Annotated in this window: 15 protein-coding genes and 3 tRNA genes; 10 read left to right on the top strand and 8 right to left on the bottom strand. The window is 71.1% G+C overall.

What is annotated here, in order from left to right:
* Positions 1-18: 18 nt before the first annotated feature.
* The gene (locus tag ACWDUM_RS11420; protein ID WP_450134055.1) at positions 19-609 is read right to left on the bottom strand and encodes a bacterial proteasome activator family protein; all 591 of its coding nucleotides are present in this window, start codon (positions 607-609) and stop codon (positions 19-21) included.
* Positions 610-751: 142 nt separating this feature from the next.
* On the opposite strand from ACWDUM_RS11420, the gene ACWDUM_RS11425 reads away from it, so the two are divergent.
* Positions 752-1,951, top strand: coding sequence for a cysteine desulfurase-like protein (locus tag ACWDUM_RS11425; RefSeq protein WP_450115601.1), 1,200 nt, complete (start codon positions 752-754; stop codon positions 1,949-1,951).
* A gap of 113 nt (positions 1,952-2,064) precedes the next feature.
* Here ACWDUM_RS11425 and ACWDUM_RS11430 read toward each other — a convergent pair whose 3' ends face one another.
* Positions 2,065-3,051, bottom strand: a complete 987-nt coding sequence (locus ACWDUM_RS11430; protein WP_450134056.1) for an NAD(P)H-quinone oxidoreductase — start codon at positions 3,049-3,051, stop codon at positions 2,065-2,067.
* A gap of 98 nt (positions 3,052-3,149) precedes the next feature.
* Between ACWDUM_RS11430 and ACWDUM_RS11435 the strand changes: the two genes are divergently transcribed.
* The 5 genes from ACWDUM_RS11435 (at position 3,150) to ACWDUM_RS11455 (ending at position 5,548) form a co-directional block, all read left to right on the top strand.
* The gene (locus ACWDUM_RS11435; RefSeq protein WP_450134202.1) at positions 3,150-4,307 is read left to right on the top strand and encodes an alpha-hydroxy-acid oxidizing protein; all 1,158 of its coding nucleotides are present in this window, start codon (positions 3,150-3,152) and stop codon (positions 4,305-4,307) included.
* Between the two features lie 88 nt (positions 4,308-4,395).
* Positions 4,396-4,830 (top strand): MarR family winged helix-turn-helix transcriptional regulator, encoded by a 435-nt coding sequence (locus ACWDUM_RS11440; RefSeq protein WP_450115627.1) that lies wholly within the window; start codon positions 4,396-4,398, stop codon positions 4,828-4,830.
* A 50-nt stretch (positions 4,831-4,880) separates the two neighbouring features.
* Positions 4,881-4,968, top strand: a tRNA-Ser gene (locus ACWDUM_RS11445).
* A 153-nt stretch (positions 4,969-5,121) separates the two neighbouring features.
* Positions 5,122-5,400 (top strand): hypothetical protein, encoded by a 279-nt coding sequence (locus ACWDUM_RS11450; RefSeq protein ID WP_450134057.1) that lies wholly within the window; start codon positions 5,122-5,124, stop codon positions 5,398-5,400.
* Between the two features lie 13 nt (positions 5,401-5,413).
* Positions 5,414-5,548, top strand: coding sequence for a hypothetical protein (locus ACWDUM_RS11455; RefSeq protein WP_450134058.1), 135 nt, complete (start codon positions 5,414-5,416; stop codon positions 5,546-5,548).
* Between the two features lie 45 nt (positions 5,549-5,593).
* On the opposite strand, the gene ACWDUM_RS11460 is transcribed toward ACWDUM_RS11455, so the two are convergent.
* Positions 5,594-5,950 carry a hypothetical protein gene (locus ACWDUM_RS11460; protein WP_450134059.1) on the bottom strand — a complete coding sequence of 119 codons (357 nt, stop codon included), beginning with the start codon at positions 5,948-5,950 and terminating at the stop codon, positions 5,594-5,596.
* Between the two features lie 207 nt (positions 5,951-6,157).
* The gene (locus tag ACWDUM_RS11465) at positions 6,158-6,973 is read right to left on the bottom strand and encodes a DUF5602 domain-containing protein (RefSeq protein ID WP_450134060.1); all 816 of its coding nucleotides are present in this window, start codon (positions 6,971-6,973) and stop codon (positions 6,158-6,160) included.
* 257 nt (positions 6,974-7,230) lie between these two features.
* Between ACWDUM_RS11465 and ACWDUM_RS11470 the strand changes: the two genes are divergently transcribed.
* Positions 7,231-8,220, top strand: coding sequence for an alpha/beta hydrolase (locus tag ACWDUM_RS11470; protein WP_450134061.1), 990 nt, complete (start codon positions 7,231-7,233; stop codon positions 8,218-8,220).
* Between the two features lie 7 nt (positions 8,221-8,227).
* Here the strand turns inward: ACWDUM_RS11470 and hisC are convergent, their stop codons facing one another.
* Positions 8,228-9,310, bottom strand: coding sequence for a histidinol-phosphate transaminase (gene hisC, locus ACWDUM_RS11475; protein WP_450134062.1), 1,083 nt, complete (start codon positions 9,308-9,310; stop codon positions 8,228-8,230).
* Between the two features lie 70 nt (positions 9,311-9,380).
* Here hisC and ACWDUM_RS11480 point away from each other — a divergent pair, with 70 nt between their 5' ends.
* The 3 genes from ACWDUM_RS11480 (at position 9,381) to ACWDUM_RS11490 (ending at position 10,395) form a co-directional block, all read left to right on the top strand.
* Entirely contained in the window at positions 9,381-10,097 is a 717-nt protein-coding gene (locus tag ACWDUM_RS11480) for a dienelactone hydrolase family protein (RefSeq protein WP_450115593.1), read from the top strand.
* An 83-nt stretch (positions 10,098-10,180) separates the two neighbouring features.
* Positions 10,181-10,272, top strand: a tRNA-Ser gene (locus ACWDUM_RS11485).
* Between the two features lie 50 nt (positions 10,273-10,322).
* A tRNA-Arg gene (locus ACWDUM_RS11490) sits at positions 10,323-10,395 on the top strand.
* Positions 10,396-10,531: 136 nt separating this feature from the next.
* Here ACWDUM_RS11490 and ACWDUM_RS11495 read toward each other — a convergent pair.
* From ACWDUM_RS11495 to ACWDUM_RS11505, 3 genes are all read right to left on the bottom strand, one after another.
* Complete coding sequence (locus ACWDUM_RS11495) at positions 10,532-11,977, bottom strand: PepSY-associated TM helix domain-containing protein (RefSeq protein WP_450134063.1); 1,446 nt, start codon at positions 11,975-11,977, stop codon at positions 10,532-10,534.
* 266 nt (positions 11,978-12,243) lie between these two features.
* On the bottom strand, positions 12,244-12,771 hold the full coding sequence (locus ACWDUM_RS11500; RefSeq protein WP_450134064.1) for a hypothetical protein: 528 nt from the start codon (positions 12,769-12,771) through the stop codon (positions 12,244-12,246).
* A gap of 98 nt (positions 12,772-12,869) precedes the next feature.
* Complete coding sequence (locus ACWDUM_RS11505; RefSeq protein WP_450115590.1) at positions 12,870-13,391, bottom strand: hypothetical protein; 522 nt, start codon at positions 13,389-13,391, stop codon at positions 12,870-12,872.
* Positions 13,392-13,492 lie beyond the last annotated feature (101 nt).

A 13,492-nucleotide genomic window follows, 5' to 3' on the forward strand; every position in this document is an offset into this window, starting at 1 on the left:
CGCACAGGCGCGCAGCGCCTACAGGTACTGGCCCGTGCCCGGCTGCGCCTGCTGGCCCGGCTGGACGTGAGCGGCGCCACCGAGACCGGGCGGCAGCGCGCCCTGCCGCATCTGCTCGAGCTGCGCCCGCGCCGCCATCTGCTGGGCGAACAGCGCCGTCTGGATGCCGTGGAACAAGCCCTCCAGCCAGCCCACCAGCTGGGCCTGCGCGATCCGCAGCTCGGCGTCGGACGGCACGTTGTCGTCGGTGAACGGCAGTGCCAGCCGTTCCAGCTCCTCGCGCAGTTCCGGCGCGAGACCCTGCTCGAGCTCGCGGATGGACGACTTGTGGATCTCCTTGAGCCGGTTGCGGCTGGCGTCGTCGAGCGGAGCCGCGCGCACCTCCTCGAGGAGTTGCTTGATCATGGTGCCGATCCGCATGACCTTCGCCGGCTGCTCGACCATGTCGGCGAGGGACTCGCCGCCCTGCTCGTCGCCACTGCCCGGTTCGCCGCTGCCGTTGTCCGAGGCCGCGGCGGTCGGGTCCGGCGCCGGGCCGGTCGACGTCAGGGCCACGGGTTGACCGTCGGGTCCGATCACGACGACGTGTTCATTCTCCGGTTGCGTCATGACTCCATCTTGTCGGTTCCAGCGGCGATCCGCTAAGACCCCACGTGACCCGCCGTGCCGCGGCATTTCAGATCGGCTGCCGGGGTGTGCAATCCGTCATCCCGATCGCATCGCGATGAAAACAGGTCTTAGGCTGTCGGGCATGGCTTACGACGTCGCCCGGGTGCGGGGACTGATCCCGTCACTCGGGGACGGATGGATCCATCTCGATCCGCAGTCCGGAATGTTGCACCCCGATTCCGTGTCGACCGCCGTGTCGACCGCGTTCCGTGGATCGGCCTCCTCGCAGGTCGGCAGGCATGTCGGTGCCCGCCGCGCCGCCGAGATCCTCGAGGCCGCCCGCGAAGCGGTCGCGGACCTCGTCGGTGGTGACCCCGCCGGTGTCGTCCTCGGACCGGACCGGGCGACGCTGCTCGCGTGGCTGGCGGAGGCGCTCAGTTCGCGGCTCGGGCTCGGCACCGGCGTGGTGCTGTCGCGGCTCGACGAGGAGGCCAACGTCGCGCCCTGGCTGCGAGTGGCGAACCGCTACGGCGCGCAGGTCCGGTGGGCGGAGGTCGAGATCGACACCTGCGACCTGCCGAGCTGGCAGTTCGCCGAACTCATCGGGCCGACCACCCGGCTGGTCGCGTTGACCGCCGCGTCGCCGATCGTCGGCTCCGCGCCCGACGTCCGGGTCGCGTCGGACCGGATCCACGAGATGGGCGGGTTGATGGTGTGCGACGCCGTCGCCGCCGCCCCGTACGCGCACGTCGACATCCACGAACTCGGCGCGGACGTGCTCGCGGTCAGCGGACCCAGCTGGGGTGGCCCGCAGATCGGTGCGCTGGTGTTCCGCGACCCGGGGCTGATCGACCGGATCCCGTCGATCTCGCTGAACCCGCACGCCACCGGCCCGAGCCGCCTCGAACTCGGCGGCCACCAGTACGCGCTGCTGGCGGGGCTGACGGCGTCCATCGACTACCTCGCGAACCTCGACGAGTCCGCGACCGGATCCCGCCGGGAGCGGCTCGAGACGTCGATCAGTTCGCTGCAGGACTACCACGACCGGCTGTTCGAGCGGCTCCTCGCGTCGCTGCGCCGGCTGCCGCAGGTGACGTTGATCGGCACCTCGTACAGCCGGGTCCCGACGATCAGCTTCACCGTCGCCGGGGTGCCCGCCGAGAAGGTCGCCGTGCACTTCGCCGAGCGCCGCATCGGCACGGTCGTCGGCGGCAAGGGCAGCCGCCTGCTCGACTCCCTCGGCGTCAACGAGGAGGGCGGCGCCGTGACGATCGGCCTGGCCCCCTACACCACCCGCTACGAGATCGACCAGCTCGTCCGCGCCGTCGCCTCGCTCGGCTGACCGCGCCCCCACCCCAAAGTTCCGTAATGTCACATCGGCTCACTTGACGCCAGCCGATGTGACATTACGGAACCGGAGGCCTGGTGAATCGGGGATCGGTGGGCAGGGTCAGGTCAGGCGAGGGTGAGGACGACCTTGCCGACGGTGTCGGCGGAGTCGAGCATCTCGTGGGCGGTGGCGGCCTCGGTGATCGGCAGCTCCGCGTGCACGACCGGACGGACGGTGCCGTCCGCGACCAGCGGCCACAGTTTCCGCGTCACCTCGGTGACGATCTCCGCCTTGCTGGAGCGGCCGGTCTCGGGACGGCCCCGCAGGCCGGTCGCGAAGACCCGGCCCCGCTTGGCGATCAGCTTGCCCAGGTTCAGCTCCCCGACCGCGCCGCCCTGCATGCCGATCACGCAGAGCTGTCCGTCCTTGGCGAGCGCGTCGACGTTGCGGTCCAGGTACTTGGCGCCCATGTTGTCGAGGATCAGGTCGGCGCCGCGCTGCGGGGTGTCACGGACCGCGGCGACGAAGTCGTCCTCGCGGTAGTTGACGGTGAGCGTCGCGCCGAGGTCGCGGCAGGCGGCGAGCTTGTGCTCGGAACCGGCGGTGACGGCGACCGTGGCGCCGAGTGCCACCGCGACCTGGATCGCGTGGGTGCCGATGCCGCCGCCGCCGCCGTGGATGAGCACCAGCTGTCCCGCGTGCATCCCGCCGATCATCACCAGGTTCGACCACACCGTGCACGCGACCTCGGGCAGCGACGCCGCGGCCACGAGGTCCAGGCCGTCCGGCACCGGCAGCAGCTGGCCCGCCGGGACCACGACCTTCTCCGCGTAGCCGCCGCCGGCGAGCAGCGCGCACACCCGGTCGCCGACCTGCCAGTCGCGCACACCGTTGCCGACCGCGGCGACGGTGCCGGAGCATTCGAGGCCGAGGATGTCGCTGGCGCCGGGCGGCGGCGGATACAGGCCGCGTCGCTGCAGCACGTCGGCGCGGTTGACGGCGGTGGCGGCGACGTCCAGGAGAACCTGGCCCGGACCGGGTGCCGGGTCCGGAACCTCCGCCCACTGCAGGGCCTCGGGGCCGCCGGGACTGGTGACGGTGATCGCATGCATGGCTCGACGCTATCGGTTGTTCCCGCGCAAGCAACTGCAGTCCCGGCCCGGCGGGGCGTTTCGGACGCTACGGTCACGCGGTGACCTACTTCGGCAACATGCAGAACGAGATCTACTTCGCCGGGCTCGGCGGGGCGGTGCCCGAACTGCCGATGACGGCGGCCGGTCTCGAGGAGCTGGCCCGGCAGCGGCTGTCGCCGGAGGCGTTCGGCTACATCGCAGGCAGCGCGTCCACCGAACGCACCGCGGCGGCGAATCTGGCGGCGTTCGACAAGCACCGGATCGTGCCGCGGATGCTGCGCGGCACCGCCGCGGCGGACGCCCGGGACCTGAGCGTCGAGGTACTGGGGACCAAGCTGGCCGCGCCGGTGCTGACCGCGCCGGTCGGGGTGCTCGAACTCGTGCACCCGGCCGCGGAGGCCGCGGTCGGGGCGGTGGCGGCGGAACTCGGTGTCGGGTCTGTGCTCTCGACCGCGGCGTCCACCCCGATCGAGACCGTTGCGCAGGTGTCCGGGGACACCTGGTGGTATCAGCTGTACTGGCCGTCGGACGACGGGGTCGCCGAATCGTTGGTCCGGCGCGCCACCACCGCCGGTGCGAAGGCCATCGTGGTCACCGCGGACACTCCCGGAATGGGCTGGCGGCCACGCGATCTCGAACTCGGTCACCTGCCGTTCCTGAAAGCGAAGGGGATCGCGAACTATCTCTCCGATCCGGTGTTCCGGTCCCGGCTGGCCAGTCCGCCGGAGGAGAGCGCCGAGGCCATGCAGATGGCGGTGCTGACCTGGGTGTCGATGTTCGGCAACCACGCGATCCGCGCGAACGACATTGCGCGCCTGCGGGAGTGGACGGACCTACCGGTCGTGGTCAAGGGCGTCGTGCACCCCGACGACGCCCGCGCGGTCGTCGACGCCGGTGCGTCCGGTGCGGTGGTGAGCAACCACGGCGGCCGCCAGGTGGACGGCGCGATCGGTGCGCTCGACGCGCTCGGCCCGGTCGCGGCGGCGGTGGGGGAGCGGGCGACGGTGCTGCTCGACTCCGGGATCCGCAGCGGCGCCGACGTCATCAAGGCCCTCGCCCTCGGCGCGGACGCGGTGCTGTACGGGCGGCCGTGGGTGTACGGGCTGGGAATCGCCGGTGCGGACGGCGTCCGGCACGCGCTGCGGATGCTCCTCGCCGACCTCGACGTCACCCTCGGCCTGGCCGGCTTCGCGTCGGTCGCGGAACTGGACACGTCAATCCTGAGCGGCGACTGATCGGCGGATCGGTCACTAGACTGGCCGGGTGGCAGTAGAGATCGCAGACGCGGAGGACGCGTCCCCCCGGTGGCTCGACGCCGTGGAGATGCGGGCGTGGCGCGGATTCATCGACGGCAGTCAGCGCCTGATGGAGGTGCTCAACCGGGAACTGCAGTCCCGGCACGACATCTCCCTCGCCGACTACCGGATTCTGGTCATGCTCTCCGAGTCGCCGGACGGGTCCGTGCGGATGAGCGAGCTGGCGGACGGGGTGCTGTCCTCCCGCAGCCGGTTGACCCACCAGGTGCGGCGGATGGAGTCGGAGAACCTGGTCACCCGCAGCACCTGCGTCGAGGACGGCCGCGGCGTCCTCGCCCTGATCACCGACGCCGGGCGGGCGAAGCTGGCCGAGGCGGCACCGACGCACGTGCGCGGGGTCCGCAGCTACCTGATCGACCTGCTCGACGCCGACGAACTCGTCGGCGTGGCGACGGTGTTCGACAAGGTCGACGCCGCGCTCGACGCCCGTCCCGACGCCTGAGACGCGCGCCGGTTCGTCCCACACCGCCCCCGGCGGCTAGGATTCGCCACGGAAGCGTGGCAGAGCGGCCGAATGCACTCGCCTTGAAAGCGAGCTTGGGTAAAACCAACGGGGGTTCAAATCCCTCCGCTTCCGCCAAGAGCCCCGACCCGGCACCGCCAGGTCGGGGCCTTTTCGTTGGCCTCGGGTGGTGGCCGACCCGGGAAGGCCGCGGCCGGAGTGCCCCGCGCGACCGCGGAGGGCTGTCGGTGGCCGCTGCGACACTGGTACCCGAACTGTCAGGAGGCGGACATGCGCAAGGTACCGGGCGGCTGGATCGGCGCCGCGATCGTTCTGGTGTTGGTGCTGAGCCTGTGGATGCTGATCCTCGGTGCCATCGTGCTGGGCGTGGTCGGCTGGGGCTCCTACAAGCTCGGCAGCGCCGCCCTCGCGCGCCGCCGCGACCGACTCAGCAGCGAACTCGCCCAGGCGTCGGCGCTCGCTGCTCGCGCGCAGATCCAGCACGAGCAGTACCTCGCCGGCGACGACCGCGGCGTGTACGGCGAGTACCGTCCCGCGTCGCTCGTGTGAAAGGCTCGCGCCCATGACGCGATTGGTGGCAGCAACCGCCGTGATCGTCGCCGCCGGACTTGCCGTCCGGTGGCTGCGCTCGGGTACCGCGATGAGCGCGGAAGCCTGGGCCGAGGATCCGATCGGACCGGACGACCTCGCCGGATAGGCGGCCCGACGCCAGCCCGACGCCAGCCCGACGCCAGCCCGGCTGCTAGCCCGGTGTGTTGATGTACGTCTCGATGGCCTGCTGGGCCTTCGGGTTCCCGTTGCCGATGCCGATGATGGCGCCGATGGCTGCACCGGTCGGGGCACCGATCATGCAGCCGGCGAGGCTGCCCGGGAACATCGATATGCAGCCGATGCCGAGGCCGATCGCCGCGCCGATCGCGGTACCCGCGGCGCCGCCCTGCGCCCAGCCCAGCCCCAGTTCGGCGAGCATGTTGTCGAGGGCCTGTTGCTTCGTGAGCGGCGGCGGAGGCGGTGCCGGATCCGCGTACGCGGTACCCGCTCCGACGAACAGTGCTCCGGCGACCAAGGCCGTTGCCGACATCTTCGTAATCGACTTCATCGCGATCCCCACCTTGCGGACGAAGAGACGAGTTGAACGAGACGAGTTGGGTCGACTGTAGTCCCGTCATCGCCGTCCGGAAAGCGAATGACGGCACCGTTATCGTCCTGCTGCGTCAGTAGATGCGGGTGCGGACTCGCTCGTGTGGCCCGTGCCGGGTTGGGGAGCGCGCCAGAACTATTTGGTTTCAAAAGCGTTCGTAATCCTTCACGACGCCTGCCGCATCGTCATCCCGCCGAGCTCGATGACGTACTCGTTCGCGGGTTCGTCGAAGCGCACCGAGTAGGTGGTCGGGTACCAGCCGGACTTCGCGTATGCCGCGGGTTGCTTGACCTGCTCGTCGACGCTCTGCTTCGTGAGCATCCACTCGCGGGTCATCATCGGCTCGAGGAACGTGTAGGCCCCGTCCCAGGATCCGGCGATCAGCACCTGGCGGAAATCGAATCCGGGCGCGATTCCCGCTGCGCTGTCGAACCAGTGCAGCCCCATGTCGGGCACCGTGTTCATGGCCGGTATCCCGGGTGGGGCCATGTATCCGGTCGGCATGTACTGCGCCGGTGGAATATTCGAGGCACGAGGAACGAAATCGACTCGCATGGGCGTGATCTCGCCGACCGCCGCCGCGTCGATCATGTAGAAGTGCATGTCGAAGTGCGGCTTGGTGAACACCCCGGCGGGTTCGTGCCCGTGCGGGTTCCAGTCGAGGGTGAGGTGGTCGAACACCGTGGCCGGGGCGCCCTGCGGCAGTGCTAGCTGGAAGGTCTGCATCGGCACGTCGGCGGCCGTGGTTAGCCCGTCCAGTGCGGCCGGCGTCATCCGAATCCCGGTCGCGGCCGGGGTGCCGTCAGCGCCGACGGTGACGTACGAGTGCGCGCTTCCGTTGCCGACGTTCACGACCGGGCCGTTGAGGGTGTCGCCGGTCGCGGCCTCGGCGGGATCGGAGGCGCAGGCGCTGCCGAGTGCGAGGGTCGCGCAGGCGGCGAGGGCGACGCCCGCGGACCGGAAGCGAGGACGAATTCGCATGATGCACCTCGGTTGATGGAGGGATCGGCGCGACAATCCTAACTCCGCATCGGTGGACGTTCCTGCCGAACGGCGTTCTGAACTGGGAAGTTTCGCGTGGTAACGATCTTCGTACGCGGGTGCCTGTTCTGGTCGACCGTCCGACAACGATATGGGGCAACGGGATTCGTCTCGCACTGCGGGCCCCCGGCACATCCGTTACCGTGGCCCGCAGCGGTCCGTCCGCAACCCGGCGGGGTGCCGCACGAGGTGGGCTCATGAAGCTACTCGCGACCTTGGCTCTGTCCGTGGTCCTGTGCGGCCTGATCACTCCCTCGGCCGGGGCCGGACCCCGTGGGCCGTCCCTGCGGGAGGCCGCGGCCGTCGACCACGTCACGATGCTCACCGACCGTCGCGCCGCCGTCTTCGTGCACTCGCCGTCGATGCGCGAGACCGTGCAGGTCCAGGTGCTGCTTCCGCCGCCGGGTACCGGTCCACGGCCGACCCTCTACCTCCTCGACGGTGCCGGTGGTGGCGAGGAGTCGAACTACCGGGAAAGTACCTGGACGCAGCGGACCGACGCCGTCGACTTCTTCGCCGACAAGCCCGTCAACGTGGTGCTGCCGGTCGGCGGGACCGGCAGCTACTACACCGACTGGTTGCGGCCCGATCCGACACTCGGCGTCGACGAGTGGGAGACGTTCCTGACGCAGGAGTTGCCGCCGATCGTCGACTCCCGGTTCGCCGGCAACGGCGTCAACGCGATCGCCGGGTTGTCAATGGGCGCGCACGCCGCCCTGAACCTGGCCACCCGGCACCCCGACCGGTTCGCGGGGGTGGCCGCGTTCAGCGGCTGCGCGGACAACGGGCAGTCGAACTCCCGGCTGTCGGTGCGGGCCACCGTCGCGTGGAAGGGCGGCGACGCCGACAACATGTGGGGCCCGGACGGCGACCCGGCGTGGGCGGCGAACGATCCGATGCGGAATGCGGAAGCGTTGCGCGGTAAGCAGATCTACGTCTCCACCGGCAACGGTGCCGTGGGCCTGCTGGACGATCCGACGACCGTCGACGGCCTCAGCGCGATGACCCTGGGCGCCGCACTCGAGGCGGCGGCGCTGCAGTGCACCCGTCTGTTCGACACCCGACTACGCGACCTCGGTATCCCCGCGACCTTCCGCTACCGGGACACCGGCACGCATTCGTGGCCGTACTGGCAGCAGGACCTGCACGACGCGTGGCCCACGCTGGCCCGCGCGCTGCGGGTCTGAGCCGCCGTCAGGACTGCACGAGGTCGCGGCCGGTGCCGGTCGCGAACTTGAGGAACGCGTCGTTCTCGTCCGGGTCGCCGATCGTGACCCGCACCCCGTCCACGCCGTAGGGGCGCACCAGGACACCCGCTTCGGCGCTGGCCTCGCCGTACGCGGCGGCCGCCTCGCCGAGCGGCAGCCACACGAAGTTGCCGTTCGACTCGGGCACCTCGTAGCCGGCGGCGAGCAGCGCCTCGCGCACCCGGGTCCGTTCGGCGGCGACGGCGTCGGTGCGGGCGAGCAGCTCGGCGGACGCGGACAGGGACGCGACCGCCGCGGCCTGAGCGACGACGCTGACCGCGAACGGGGTGTGCACCTTGCCCAGTGCGGCAACGATCGCCGGATCCGCGACCGCGTAGCCGACCCGCAGGCCCGCCAGGCCGTACGCCTTGGAGAACGTCCGCAGCACAACGACATTCGATCGCCCCTCGGCGAGGGCGACACCGTCCGCGATCGGCGTGCCCGCGTCGTCGCCGGGACGCACGTACTCGAAGTACGCCTCGTCGAGCGCCACCAGCACGTGCGCGGGGACCTTGTCGAGGAACGCGGTGATCTCGGCGGCGCTCAGCGTCCGGCCGGTCGGGTTGTTCGGGTTGCAGACGAAGATCAGCCGGGTGCGGTCGGTGACCGCGGCCGCCATCGCGTCCAGGTCGTGCGCGTGATCGGCGGTCAGCGGCACCGGCACCGGGGTGGCGCCGGCGACCTTCGTCACCACCGGGTAGGCCTCGAACGAGCGCCACGGGAAGATCACCTCGTCGCCGGGGCCGGCCGCGATCTGCACCAACTCCTGGCACAGGCTCACCGACCCGCAGCCGATGGCGACCCGATCCGCGCCGACGCCGAGCGCCGCGCCCAGCGCCTCCCGCAGCACGGCATTGGTGTTGTCCGGGTAGCGGTTCGCGCCCGCGGCCGCCTCGGCGATCGCCGCCGCCACCGACGGCAGCGGGCCGGAGGTGATCTCGTTGCTCGCCAGCTTGATGGCGCCGGGGAAGCTGCGCCCGGGCACGTAAGCGGGGAAATCGGCCAGGTCGGGGCGGATGCGTGCGGTCACGGGGTCCAATTATGCGCGGCCCGGAAAACTGGTGGGGGCGCGGTCGCCCGCCGCGTGCCAAGGTGGACGTATGTCGGGAATCTTCACGGACGGCGCGGTCCTCCGTGCCGGCGGGGAGCAGCGCGACGATGCTCCCGAGCGAGTGCCCTTGACGGCCGTCGCCCCGGACGGACCCGCGCGCGGCGGAGTCGTCGTCCTGTACGAGTCCCGCGCACTGTCCGATGCTCTGCTCGACCTGATGCGGCTGCTCGCAGGCGAGGGCTGGCTGGTCGTCGCACCGGACCTGTTCCACCGCGAGCCGGCGCACAGCGACGTAGAGGTCTTCGGCGACGCGCTGTTCGCCGACTTCGACGCCACGTTCGACTGGCTCGTCGCGCGCGGGGTGTACCCGGACTGCGTCGGGGTGCTCGGGTTCGACGACGCGGGCACCGCGGCGCTGCTGGTCGCCACCAACCGCCCGATCGGCGCCGCGGTCAGCGTCGCCGCCCGCGGCATCGTCGCGCGGCTCGGTGCGGACGTGCCCGCACTCGTCGACGCGGCCCGCGAACTGCAGGCGCCCTGGCTCGGGCTGTACGGGGAGGACGACCCGCAGACCCCGCCCGAACAGGTGGAGGCGCTGCGGGACGCCGTCGCGAAGGCCCCGGTCGCGACGAACGTGGTCAGCTACCCGGGCCTCGCGCATCGAGCGGACGAGCCGCCACGCCTGACGCCCGATGTCGAGGAGGGCGATCCGATCCTCGACGCGCACCAGCGGATCCTCGGCTGGTTCGACAGCAACCTGCGATAACGCGGGGGTGACCAGCCGTTTTGCAGAATCGAGCGGACCCTGTGTAATCTTTCGTCCCGGCGGTTCGAAAGGACCTGAGCCTAGGAAGCGTGCCAGAGCGGCCGAATGGGACTCACTGCTAATGAGTTGTCCTCCTTACAGGGGACCGGAGGTTCAAATCCTCTCGCTTCCGCCATGTCAGCTTGCTGGCACCGTCGGTTCACGGACCGACACAACTGAAGACCTGCGCCCGTAGCTCAACGGATAGAGCATCTGACTACGGATCAGAAGGTTAGGGGTTCGAATCCCTTCGGGCGCACAACCGACATCCCCGTCACCACCAGGTGGCGGGGATGTCGCGTATCCGGGCATCGGACGTCGCTGCCGAACGGGCGGTTGCCGGGGGTGGCACTCGACCGAGTGCCGAGCTGGCAACCGCCCGTTCGGGGCTTACGTCAGGCGCGGGCGCGCTTGGCCAGCCCGACCGCGGTGTCGACCAGAAGGAACCCGAGCAGGCTCAGCCCGAGCAGCGGGACGAACCACCCGACCGCGACCGCCGCGACCGCCACGCCGACCGCGACGGCCGGATGCACCTGCCGGAGCGCGCCGCGCACCGGGGGCCTTCCGACCGCCCAATCCGAGCCGCGGGTCGGGCGGCGACGCCACCACAGGATGTAGCCGCGCACGATCACCGTCACCAGCGCGACCGCGAGCGCGGCCAGTGCGAGCTGGTTGAGCAGCCCGAACTGCAGACCCATGTGCAGCTGGATGCCCCACGACGTCAGCTTCGCGGCCAGCGGCCACGACGCGAACCGCAGCAGGTCGGTGACCTGCCCGGTGGCGCCGTCGACGGCGATCGAATCTGTGGCGAACACCCATGGCTGCCGCGTCTCGGCGACGGTGAACGCGGTCGTCGCGTCCGCGGGGATCGAGGCCTCGACGGCGCCCTCGACGCCGTTCTCGCGGGCGACGGTCAGGACGGAGTCGACCCGGTCGACGTTCGTGCCCGCAATCGAGGTGTCCGCAGGCGCGTGGGGTGCCCCGTCGTGGCCGTCGTGGCCACCGCCGGTACCGGTCGGTGCGGCGCCGAGGGTCTTGTCGAGGGCCGGGGTGGTCCAGCTCAGCGCCGAGCGCAGCTCCGAGACGTTCTCACCGGCGTACTTCGACCACGTCAGCCCCGTCGCCGACAGGAACACCAGACCCACTGCGATCCAGACACCCACGGCCCCATGCCAGCCCAGCGTGCGACCGCGTCCCGTCGCCGAGCGGTCCACGGTGAGCAGTCGTGCAGACGCGCCGTCGCGGGCACGGGCCTTGCGGTAGCGGTCCCACCACAGGTACACGCCGCCGAGGGCGATCACCCACATCCATGACGAGGCGAGTTCGCTGTAGATCCGGCCCGGCTCACCCAGGTGCAGATGCCGGTGCAGCTGCGAGATCCAGGTGCGCATCGGCAGCGCGCTGCTGCTGCCGTACACCACGAGCTCGCCGATCGGCTGCGCCGTCGCCGGGTCGACGAACACCGACAGCCGCTCGGATTCGCCGAGCGAGGGGTCGGTGAACAGGACGCGGGTGGTGTCGCCCGGTTCCGGGGCCGGGCGGACGGCTGCGACGGTCAGGTCGGGACGCACCCGTTCGGCCGCGCGGATCTGCTCGGCCACCGGGCGGGCCGGGCCGGTGGACTCGACGTGCAGGTAATCGCGGTAGACGACCTGCTCGAGGGTGGGTGCGACGGCATAGAGGGCGCCGCTCACGGCGGCGACCAGGATGAACGGTGCGACGAGGATCCCCGCGTAGAAGTGCAGGCGCATCATCAGCGGCCGCAGCGTGCGCCGCCGGCCGGGCGGCGCGGTGTCGGGGGAGGGGGCGCGGGTGGCCCGCTCGATGTCGGGTGCGGACATGAGGTGTCTCGATTCGGGTCGGCTCGTCGCATCGGCTGATCCGCGCGGGCGCAGGCCGGAGCGGTCGCCGGGACGCGGCGAGCGGGAACACCGCGGCGGCGGACGACACGGGAGGTCGGCTGCGCCGGGCGTTGTCGGATGCCACCGGGACGCGGGCGCGATGCGCTGCGTGACCGCGCGCGTCGATGTCGCAGTCCCGGTGGAGAAGAAGGGCACGCGAAAGGGCGCCGTCCCGGATCGGTTCCGCGGCGGCGGGTTTCGTGTGGTCAGGCGGGGAGAGGTGGCCCGCGGGTGCCGAGGCGGGCACCGACGAGCAGCCAGCGTTCGAGGGTTGGCCGGTAGGGCTGGGCGGACGGCGTCCGCGGCACATCGACAGGGACGGTGGCGAACGGTGCCGGGAGGATCGCGCGCAGGGAGGCGACGGCGCGGGCGCAGCCGCGTCCCCCGCCGCGGATCAGGACCGCCGACACGGACACGGCGACCGCGTGCGCGGTCAGCATCGCGGGGGTGAACTGGGTGCCGTGATGGGCGCCGGCGCCGACCGTCAACGCGGCGTGGCCGACGACCTGACCGACCGTCAGTGCGGCGGCGAGGAAGGGCAGTTCGTGGGTGCGCACGCGGGCCGCGGACACCAGCGCGCCGACGGCGGCGCACGCCAGCACCAGCAACACCACGGCGCTTTCGGAGGGGGCAGCCCCACCGCCCATCGCGTGGGCGGCGACGGCGACGGTGCCGGACACGGAGCCGGCGAAGCCGCCGCGCATCCGCGCGAAGGCCGTCCGACGTGTCGTCACGCCGCGAAGACTACAAGTGCGCGGCTACCAGCGCGAATGTCCGGTTCGCCGGGGTTGCGTCGGATGGTGCTCGACGACCGTGGCGACCGCCCGTTCGGTCACCAGCTGCAGCCGCAGGTTCCGGTCAGCGACTGCACCTGGAAGCACTCACCGCAGGTGCTGACCAGCTCGCGGCGGCGGCTGCGGTCCCGCTTCTGGGCCTTCGCCCGTGCCAGCACCACGCTCGGTGCCAGTGTCGCGACGCCGCCGTCGGCGGGCAGGTCGATCGCGGCGAAGTGGCGGTAGCACCGCAGGCGTTCCTCGGCGGCGTGCAGTTCGAGATCGTGGGGGTCGATCCCGTAGGTGGCACGCACCGCCTTCGCGTAACCCTCGCCGACGGTGCCGTTGACACTCACACACAGTGAGGACAGCAACGGTTCACCGCGGTCGGCGCAGTCCCCGCCGACCCGGCTGAGGGTCTTCCCGATCCAGTTCTGCAGCAGGTTCCGGGTCCGGACGCCGGACCGCTCCTGGATGGTGTCGGCGAGTTCCTGGTAGGTGAGGGTGCGCTGGTAGGTGCCGGCCACTTCGATCAGGACGAGGCGAGCCTCGGCGGACCAGATCTCCTGATTGTCGGCCATCGAAAACCTCCTGGGGCTGTCATCCGATCAATCCCATTCTGTGACCAATGTGTTATCGGCCACGTCGGTTTCGCGGTTCCCGACCGTGGACGGCGCGGGTG

The organism is Rhodococcus sp. NPDC003322, assembly GCF_053589555.1.

Coding starts and splice junctions, on each gene's coding strand:
- ACWDUM_RS11460 (WP_450134059.1), bottom strand. CDS start 5,950: ATGAAGTCGATTACGAAGATGTCGGCAACGGCCTTGGTCGCCGGAGCA.
- ACWDUM_RS11435 (WP_450134202.1), top strand. CDS start 3,150: ATGCAGAACGAGATCTACTTCGCCGGGCTCGGCGGGGCGGTGCCCGAA.
- ACWDUM_RS11495 (WP_450134063.1), bottom strand. CDS start 11,977: ATGTCCGCACCCGACATCGAGCGGGCCACCCGCGCCCCCTCCCCCGAC.
- ACWDUM_RS11505 (WP_450115590.1), bottom strand. CDS start 13,391: ATGGCCGACAATCAGGAGATCTGGTCCGCCGAGGCTCGCCTCGTCCTG.
- ACWDUM_RS11425 (WP_450115601.1), top strand. CDS start 752: ATGGCTTACGACGTCGCCCGGGTGCGGGGACTGATCCCGTCACTCGGG.
- ACWDUM_RS11465 (WP_450134060.1), bottom strand. CDS start 6,973: ATGCGAATTCGTCCTCGCTTCCGGTCCGCGGGCGTCGCCCTCGCCGCC.
- ACWDUM_RS11420 (WP_450134055.1), bottom strand. CDS start 609: ATGACGCAACCGGAGAATGAACACGTCGTCGTGATCGGACCCGACGGT.
- ACWDUM_RS11430 (WP_450134056.1), bottom strand. CDS start 3,051: ATGCATGCGATCACCGTCACCAGTCCCGGCGGCCCCGAGGCCCTGCAG.
- ACWDUM_RS11480 (WP_450115593.1), top strand. CDS start 9,381: ATGTCGGGAATCTTCACGGACGGCGCGGTCCTCCGTGCCGGCGGGGAG.
- ACWDUM_RS11470 (WP_450134061.1), top strand. CDS start 7,231: ATGAAGCTACTCGCGACCTTGGCTCTGTCCGTGGTCCTGTGCGGCCTG.
- ACWDUM_RS11450 (WP_450134057.1), top strand. CDS start 5,122: ATGCGCAAGGTACCGGGCGGCTGGATCGGCGCCGCGATCGTTCTGGTG.
- ACWDUM_RS11440 (WP_450115627.1), top strand. CDS start 4,396: ATGCGGGCGTGGCGCGGATTCATCGACGGCAGTCAGCGCCTGATGGAG.
- ACWDUM_RS11455 (WP_450134058.1), top strand. CDS start 5,414: ATGACGCGATTGGTGGCAGCAACCGCCGTGATCGTCGCCGCCGGACTT.